Source organism: Lysinibacillus sp., assembly GCF_032093475.1.
Classification (GTDB): Bacteria; Bacillota; Bacilli; order Bacillales_A; family Planococcaceae; genus Lysinibacillus; species Lysinibacillus irui.
The window spans coordinates 20,738-21,274 of record NZ_DAMDAY010000080.1; the positions used below are offsets into that span (position 1 = coordinate 20,738).

Annotated in this window: 1 pseudogene; it reads left to right on the forward strand. The window is 40.4% G+C overall.

The features are described from left to right. Nucleotides 1–374 (forward strand): annotated as a pseudogene (locus tag RT445_RS15970) (MBL fold metallo-hydrolase); the annotation flags it as partial. Nucleotides 375–537: the final 163 nt, after the last annotated feature.

Consider the following 537-nt stretch of genomic DNA (forward strand, 5'->3'; position numbering starts at 1 on the left):
CCACTTCGCCTAACCAATACAACCCAGAAACAATGGAGCAATCCATTCAGTTGTACGAAAAACTTCAAGCAGCTGAGTTATATTTTGGCCATTATGGTGCCTATAAAAATCCAGCTGAAGCTTATCGCCAAGTACGCTATTGGACACCCCTCTTTTTAGCAGAAGGTAAAAAAGCCCAAGCTGCATCAAGCGACTTCCAGGAGCAAGTCCACTATTTAGATGCTCGCTTAAAGGAGCTTTTATTCAGCTATTTACAGGAAAACGGCATTCCAACAGATCATCCAGTCTATCAAACGATTCCTTTCGATACCATTGTGTCGTCAATGGGAATTCTAGATTACTTAGAAAAAGTCAATGCACAAGTGCCTCTATAACAGTAAAAAGAGATGTCTCCATGATGAGGAGACACCTCTTTTTAAAAGGAACGTAAAGTTTCTCCTTTGAATTTTGATGCTTTTGACTTTGATGGATACGCTTCTATTTGGGACTGAGGTTGATCATCCTATTGATTGAAGCGCTCCTTCTTGAGTCAAAAGC